General features: G+C 69.6%; 4 protein-coding genes. 1 reads left to right on the top strand and 3 read right to left on the bottom strand.

Annotation, left to right across the window (positions count from 1 at the left end; all coding sequences use genetic code 11):
• The first annotated feature begins 304 nt into the window (after nucleotides 1–304).
• The gene (locus NX784_RS11275; RefSeq protein WP_258816743.1) at nucleotides 305–2107 is read left to right on the top strand and encodes an FAD-binding oxidoreductase; all 1803 of its coding nucleotides are present in this window, start codon (nucleotides 305–307) and stop codon (nucleotides 2105–2107) included.
• Nucleotides 2108–2113: 6 nt separating this feature from the next.
• On the opposite strand, the gene NX784_RS11270 is transcribed toward NX784_RS11275, so the two are convergent.
• Genes NX784_RS11270 through NX784_RS11260 form a run of 3 tightly spaced genes read right to left on the bottom strand, consistent with a single transcriptional unit; the run spans nucleotide 2114 to nucleotide 7404 of the window.
• Nucleotides 2114–3169 (bottom strand): hypothetical protein, encoded by a 1056-nt coding sequence (locus tag NX784_RS11270; RefSeq protein ID WP_258816742.1) that lies wholly within the window; start codon nucleotides 3167–3169, stop codon nucleotides 2114–2116.
• Nucleotides 3170–3178: 9 nt separating this feature from the next.
• Nucleotides 3179–6904 (bottom strand): tubulin-like doman-containing protein, encoded by a 3726-nt coding sequence (locus tag NX784_RS11265; protein ID WP_258816741.1) that lies wholly within the window; start codon nucleotides 6902–6904, stop codon nucleotides 3179–3181.
• Nucleotides 6905–6921: 17 nt separating this feature from the next.
• Complete coding sequence (locus NX784_RS11260) at nucleotides 6922–7404, bottom strand: hypothetical protein (protein ID WP_258816740.1); 483 nt, start codon at nucleotides 7402–7404, stop codon at nucleotides 6922–6924.
• Between the last annotated feature and the right edge of the window lie 11 nt (nucleotides 7405–7415).

Below are 7415 nucleotides of genomic sequence, written 5' to 3'. Positions count from 1 at the left end.
TCGATAGCGGACTGTCGCACCCTTGTCCCCTACAGTCTGTGACAAGCCGTATTGTTACAAGCGACCGACGCAAAACCGTTCGCCGAGCTTTTGTGGCAAACACTATTTGCTGGAACCTCACGCCGGAACCGCTCGCGTTCATAAGGGGGCTTGTGGCGAACTGAACTGTTCGTGCACAGCGGCCTAGATCCGTTTCGCCCCGCCCGCCTCCCGATTCGCCACATTCCGCTGGCACGTGACCGCACCGTCCGGCACAGTCTCCATCGACGGCCGCGCAGGATGCGGCGACTTTCCCGGAGATGCGATGAAACGACGATCCCTTCTGAAGGCGGCGACGGCACTGCCGTTCGCGCTGGCCCTTCCATCGAACCTGGCGTGGGCCGCGCCAGCACGCCGCGCACGCGTGCGCCCGGGTGACCCCGGCTGGCCGTCGGCCGCCGCATGGGATGAATTGAAGCGCGACGTGGGCGGCCGCCTCGTCAAGCTCGACGCGCCGTTCGCCCGCTGCGCCGCCGGTGCGGACAGCTCCGCCTGCGCCACCGCCCTCGCCCGCCTGAAGAACGGCTTCGACGTGGGCGACCAGCCGAACTTCACGCACACGAGCGGCTGGCTCGACGCGTGGTCGTCGCAGCCGAGCGCGTACGCCGTCGCCGCGCGCACGACGGCGGACGTGGTCGCCGCCGTCGATTTCGCGCGCGCCCACAACCTGCGCCTCGTCGTCAAGGGCGGCGGCCACAGTTACCAGGGAACGTCGGACGCGCCGGACTCGCTGCTCGTCTGGACGCGGCACATGAACGACGTGCGCGTGGACCCCGCGTTCGTCGTGCACAACTGCGGCGCCGCGCCGCAGCCGGCCGTCATGCTGGGCGCGGGCGCCATGTGGATCGACGCCTACGATGCCGTGACGACGCGCGCCGGCCGCTACGTGCAGGGCGGCGGGTGCACGACCGTCGGCGTGGCGGGGCTCGTGCAGAGCGGCGGCTTCGGCAGCTTTTCGAAGCGCTACGGCACGGCGGCCGCCGGCCTGCTGGAGGCGGAAGTCGTGACGGCCGATGGCCAGGTCCGTATCGCCAACGCATGCACGAACCCGGACCTGTTCTGGGCCTTGAAGGGCGGCGGCGGCGGCAGCGTCGGCATCGTCACGCGGCTCACGCTGCGCACGCGCGAGCTGCCCGCCATGTTCGGCGCCGTGCTCTGCAAGGTACGCGCAGCCGACGATGCCGCGTTCCGCGCACTGCTCGGCAAGCTCGTCGAGTTCTATGCGACGGCGCTGTTCAACCCGCACTGGGGCGAACAGATTTCCCTCCACGGCGACAACACCGTCGACGTCTCGATGGTGTTCCAGGACCTCGACGAGGCCGGTGCGGCACGCACGTGGGCGCCGCTGCTCGACTGGCTGCGCGCGCAATCCGGCTATACGTTCGAGAAACCGTTCCAGGTGCTCGCGCTGCCCGCGCGCCACATGTGGGACGCCGCATTCTTCCGCGAGCACGCACCGGGCTTCATGGTCGCCGACCCGCGTCCCGGTGCACCCGCGCACCACGTGATCTGGAAGGGCGACACGGAACAGGAGGGCTGGTTCATCCACGGCTACAAGTCGGCATGGCTGCCGGCATCCCTGCTCGACGCACCGCGCCGCGCGAGCCTCGCCACCGCACTGTTCCAGGCCAGCCGGCACTGGAGCGTCGGGCTGCACTTCAACAAGGGGCTGGCCGGCGCACCGGCCGAGGCCATCGCGGCCGCGCGCGACACCGCGACCAACCCGGCCGTGACGGACGCCTTCGCACTGGCGATCATCGCGGGCGGCGACGGGCCGCACTTCCCCGGCATGCCGGGCGATGCCGTCGACGCACCGCGCGGCCGCACCCGCGCGCAGGCGATCGCCCGCGCGATGGATGCGCTGCTCGCGGTGGCGCCGGGCGCCGGTTCGTATGTGTCGGAAAGCGATTACTTCCAGCAGGACTGGCAGACCGCGTTCTGGGGCGCCAACTATCCGCGCCTCGCACGCGTCAAACAGAAGTACGATCCGGACGGCCTGTTCTTCGTGCGCCACGGCGTGGGCAGCGAAGCGTGGACCGACGACGGCTTCACACGGCTGGCAACGTGACGGCCGTTATTGCCCGCCCGCCGCGCGCTCGGCATCGCGCTTCAACGCGGCGCAGTCGCGGTCCGTGGGGTCGACCATGGTGAGACATAAATCCATCTTGTCGCGCGCGGCGCCGTAGTCGCCCCGCGCCAGGTCCGCCCGCGCTTCCCGGACGAGGTTGCGCGCCGACGGCGCGTCCCCGCTTGGGGACGGCACGGCCAGCGGATGGTCGCCGCGCGCCGCATCGACGCGGGCCTTCAGCGCGCGCATGTCGTCGTCCTCGCCCCAGCGCTTCGTGAACGCCTGCAGGCGCGTGTGCGCCCGCTCCGCGTTGCCGGCGGCCAGCGCAGATTCGACGGCGCTGCTCGCCTCGCTCCACGCGCTCGCGCGCTGGCGCTTGCGCGTGCACGCGCCCGACGCGTCGTTCAGCGCCCGCTGCAGCCGTTCCAGCTGCTCCGGCGTGGCGCGGCTCTTGCGCAGCGCAATCAGTTCGTCCTGTGCCTGCTTGCCCTGGCAGGACTGGGCGAGCGCGATCGCCGCGTCGATGCGCTTGTCGATCTTGTGCGCCGACGGTCTCGCCCACAGCCACACGGCCCACAGCACGGCCAGCGCGATGATCCACCAGCGCAGACGGATCGGCTGGCGGCCTGCCGGCCGGGCGGCCGGCGCGGGCGACGGCGGCCACGGGATGCCGCGGCCGCGGGCGGGCGCACTGCCTGCCGGGTCGACGGAGCGGCCGCTGTGGCCGAACGTGGTCGCGGATGGCGTGGGCGCGGCGGGGCCGGCGGACGTCGTCGACGCCGCGGCGGACGCCGACGTGGCGGATGCCGTCGCGGCGGCGCCTGCAGTGACCGCGGGCGTCTGCGCTTCGTCCTCGCCGGTGCCGGGCGCATCGGACCAGCCGGACAGCGCAGCGGCAGCCTCCGCGCCGGCGATGGCGGCCGCGCGCCGCCCATCCTCTCGTGACGGCGCCGGCGCACCGTCCGCCTGCGCCGTGCCGCAGTACGGGCAGTAGTTCACGCGGCGCGGCATGCCGCGCGCGCAGGCGGCGTTGATGCAGCGGTAGATCGCTTCGTCCTGCACGGCGCGTCCTTATTCCGGATCCGGGATGGCGTCGTCGTCCGGATCGGGGATCGCGGTTTCGATGGCCCCCATCACCTCGGGGATGTCGCCGACCGTCTTCCACTTGTCCGTGCGCGGATTCCACTGCATGTTCCAGATGCGCGTGCCCGCATCGATCTCGCCGCGCGTGAGCTGCTGCACGACTTCCTCGAGCGCGAACGGCCCGCGCTGGACGCCGCCCACGAACACCTTGTAGCGCGCCGGAATGGACGTGGCACCGACGACGTACGCGGCCGGCCCGAGGCTCGGTGCGGTTACGCCCTCCGGTGCGCCGGGTGTCGGCGCAACGACGGTGGGTTCGGCCGGCGCGTACTGCGCGGACGGCAGCGCGGGTGCCGTCGCGCGGCGTTCCAGCGCCTGCGCGGCGCGCGTGTCGGTGGCAAGGAATTCGGGCCGGATCACGCGCTTGTCGGCTGGCCGCTCCACTTCCCACGCGTAGGCATCGGACGCAGAATCGGGCACCGTCTCCGTCCACGTGTCGAGCTGCGCCAGCGCGGCCTCGACCTGTGCGGGCGACAGCTGCGGGTCGATGGACACCGCGCGCCGCATCCACTGGTCGTACAGGCGCCGTGCCGTGATGTACGGCAGCGACGGCGACGGCAGCTGCGCGCCCGTCTCGTCCACTTCCAGCTTCGGCTCGTACACGCGCAACTGGTAGTGGCGCATCAGCGCGGCCAGCAGCGCCAGCTGGTGCGGACCCATCGCCGCGAGGCGCTGGCGCGTCGCCGCGATCACCTGCTCGCGGTAGTACGGCGGCAGGCCGTTCGAGCGGATCGCATATTCGTTGCCGATCTGGAGCCATTCGCCCGATCCCGGCTCGACCTCGAACAGGTATTGCCCGCGCGGCTGGAACGCGGCCTCGCGGTCGCCCGCGTCCTGCTTGCGGCGCAGGACGCCCAGCGCGATCGCGGCGAGGAAGAATTCGTAGTCGTCCGCGAGGCGATTGAGCTCGTCCATCGACGGCGAGATCGGATGGCGGAACCTTGTCGAATCGAAGTGCAGGTGCGTGGGTATCTTCGGGTTCTCGATCTGGTAGCTGGCGCGCCATGTCGGCAGCCCCCGCAGCACCGTCATCGGATAGCCGGACAATTCGATGTAGCAGACGGCGCGTCCCGGCACGCCCGTGTTCACGACCGACACGAGGTCGCCGTGGAAGAACCCGGTCGGCACGGCGGCGCGGATTTCGGGTTCCAGCTTGCGCCACGCGGCCGGGTCGCCCACGCCGATGAAGCACTTGAACTGGTCCGCGCTCGGGGTGAACTCGGCCGAGAAGCGCGCGTTAATCCACGGCATGGCGCTCTTGATCCACTCGGAGAAGATGCGATGCCGCTCCTGCGGCGACATCGTGCCGAGGCGCTCGACGAGCGGATCCGGGATCTCGGCCACGGCCTGCTCGCCCGACAGCTGCAGTTGCGCGCGCCGGAACAGTTTCAGCAGCAGGTCGGACCGCATGCGCTCGTCGCCCAGCTGCGGGAACAGCCGCGCCGAACCGCCGAATTCCAGCAGCACCTCTTCGCTCCATGCGCTCACGTCGCCCGTCAGCCGCACGGGTTCCGGCAGCACGTCGCTCGCAAGCTTGATGTAGGTGGCGTGCTCCTGGCGGGCGTCGGCGCGCAGTTGCCCGATGCGCTGGTCGACGGCCGCCAGCATCGCGCCCACATTGCGCCGCCCTTCCTGGAATTCGCCGGCGACGCCGCTCCAGCGCACTTGCCCGTGCTCGTCCGGCGCCTGCGGTTCGCCGAGCCACCCCGACAGGCTGTGCATCACCTCGACGGCCTGCCCCGCCGCGACGGCGAGCAGGTGGAAGCGCAGGTAATCCGCGATGTCGCGCTTCAGGTGGTTCATGATCTCGCGCGCCTGCGCATCCTTGCCGAACAGGCGACCCGCAGCCTGCGTGAGGTTGTTCAGCGATTCCTCGACCTGGCGCGTGCGCAGCGCGTCGCGCACGTCGCGGTAGCGCTTGCCGTTGCGCTGGACGTTCGCGAGATCGCGCTGCGCCAGGCGCGCCTTCACCTGTTCCAGCAACGACAGCACGAATTCGAGGCCGCCCTGCTTGCGGTCGTCCAGCAGCATGTACAGGCGGCCCCGCACGTTCAGCCGCAGTTGCGCGAGCAGCTCGCCCGTATGGCGCTTGATGCGGTCCTCGCTCGTCTCCGCCGTCGCGCCGGCCTCGCGGATCGCGTCGCGTTCCAGATGCGGCAGCAGCTCGACGACCTTCTCGCGCCACAACTTCAAGTCGTACGACGCCATGATGCGGTCCATCTCCAGCTGCACCTTGCTCTCGACCCGTTCCAGCAGCGAGCGCTGGTCCTTGTCGAGCAGGAGCATGTCCGTCAGCGCGTATTCGGGGAACGGCGTGACGTCGACGGTGCCCTTTTTAAAATCGGGGAATTCCGCGAACGGGTGCTCGGCCATGCCCATCTGCTCGCGCATAAACGCGTCGCGTTCCTGATCTGTGGCGCGCCGCGCGGCCGTGCCGTCGGCGGCCACGAGGCCGAAGAACGCCTTCACCATCAGCGCCGCCAGTTCGTACGCACGGATGTCTTCGCGCAGGCTTTGCTGCGTGTCGAGCACGGCCTGGCCGAATGCCGAATACACCTTCGAGTACGACAGGCGCATGTCGCCGAAGCGCTGCTCCGGCACGCGCGGGTTGTACGGCCCCAGCTTGTGCTGTTGCTGGTTGACCGCGACGGAACGCTTGCGGTTGGCGAAATCGGCCGATGCGAAATCCTCGAACAGCGTGTCCGCCACCATCTGGTACACGTCCTTCACGTCCTGCGTGGCCTTGTTCGCGAGGTTGGCCGTATCGACGAAATACACGTCGTCGAACGGCGTGCCGCGGCCGACGATGCTGTCCGGCTCCATCCACTGCACGCGCGCGTTCATGTCGCGCATGCTCGTCTCCAGCTCCATCAACGTGGCGTACGCATTGGCCTCCGTGCGTTCCTTGTTCGCTTTCGCATAGCCGGACGGCAGGAACATCACGAGGTCGACCTGGCTGTCCGACACCTCCTGGCGCGCGACGGCCTTCGCAATCCAGCCGAGGTCGATGGCGCTGCCCGCACCGGTGCCGCCCGCGTTCGACGCGATGACGACGATGCGGAATTTCGACGTATCGACCTGCAGGCCCAGGCGCTGGTAATTCTCCTTGCGCTCGATGCCCGCGTTACTGCTCAAGAAATTCAGCGCGCCCTTGATGCGGCCGCGCAGCTTCGGGTATTTGTCGAACAGGTACAAACGCGCCAGCGCGCGGATCTGGCCCGCGCCCTTCGACGGGTCGATGCCCAGCGAGCGCAGTTTCTTCGGCCGCAGCGGCATCCAGTTCTCGATCAGCGGGAACCGCGCGAGGCTGTCGTCCGACTCGTGGTATTGCGGCAGGTCGAGCGGTTCGACGAGGCGTTCTTCGTCCGTCAGTTTCACCAGCTCGAACCACGGGTCCGTGCGCTGCGACTTGCCCTCGTCGATGACGGCGTTCGCATCGAGATCGAAGTGGAGGAAGCGCGCGACGGGGAAGTCGGCGATGGAATCGACGCGGGTCGGATGCCTGCGGTTCCACACGGCCGCGAGGATGCGGCGGCGGATGCGCATCATGACTTCCATGCCGGTGCCGCCGGCGCCGATGAACAGCGTCGGACGGAGGTCGACTTTCAATTCTGCTTTGTTGCCCAGGGATGCGGGATCAGGAAAATCTGCCATGGTGGTCTCTTTGAAATTCAGCGGCGGCCGACGAAGAAGGCGGCGACCAGCGTGACGACGCCGACGACGACCAGCGGTCCGGTGATCGCGGGCGTCAGGTAGCGGCTCGCGTTGACGATGGCCAGCACGACGGCGGCCGACAGGAAGCCCATGCCGACGAACAGCAGCCATCCGGCGCTTCCCGCGGACGACGGCGCCACGCGCTTGACGACGAGGTGGTGCACGTACGCGTTCCGCACGAAAAAGTAAATCACGAGCAGCACGGCGAAGACGACGGCGGCGATCGCCATGTCGCGCCCCGCCGTGTCGCGCAGCGGCGCCGCGCTCGTATTGGTGGCGCCGCCGGGCGCGATCTCGACGGGCTGCGTCGCGGTGTCGGGCGTCGTCTTCGGCAGGCCGTCGTGCGGCGTCGCAGCGTCCTGGCCGGGCAGCTTGAAGCCGGGGTCGGTGTTCGCGGTGTCGGGCGCCGGCGGGTTTGGTTTCGTGTGGGCGTTCTGCATGGTCGCGGTTC

This window comes from Massilia pinisoli, assembly GCF_024753285.1.
Classification (GTDB): domain Bacteria; phylum Pseudomonadota; class Gammaproteobacteria; order Burkholderiales; family Burkholderiaceae_D; genus Telluria; species Telluria pinisoli.
This window is presented reverse-complemented; position numbering and strand designations above follow the sequence as displayed.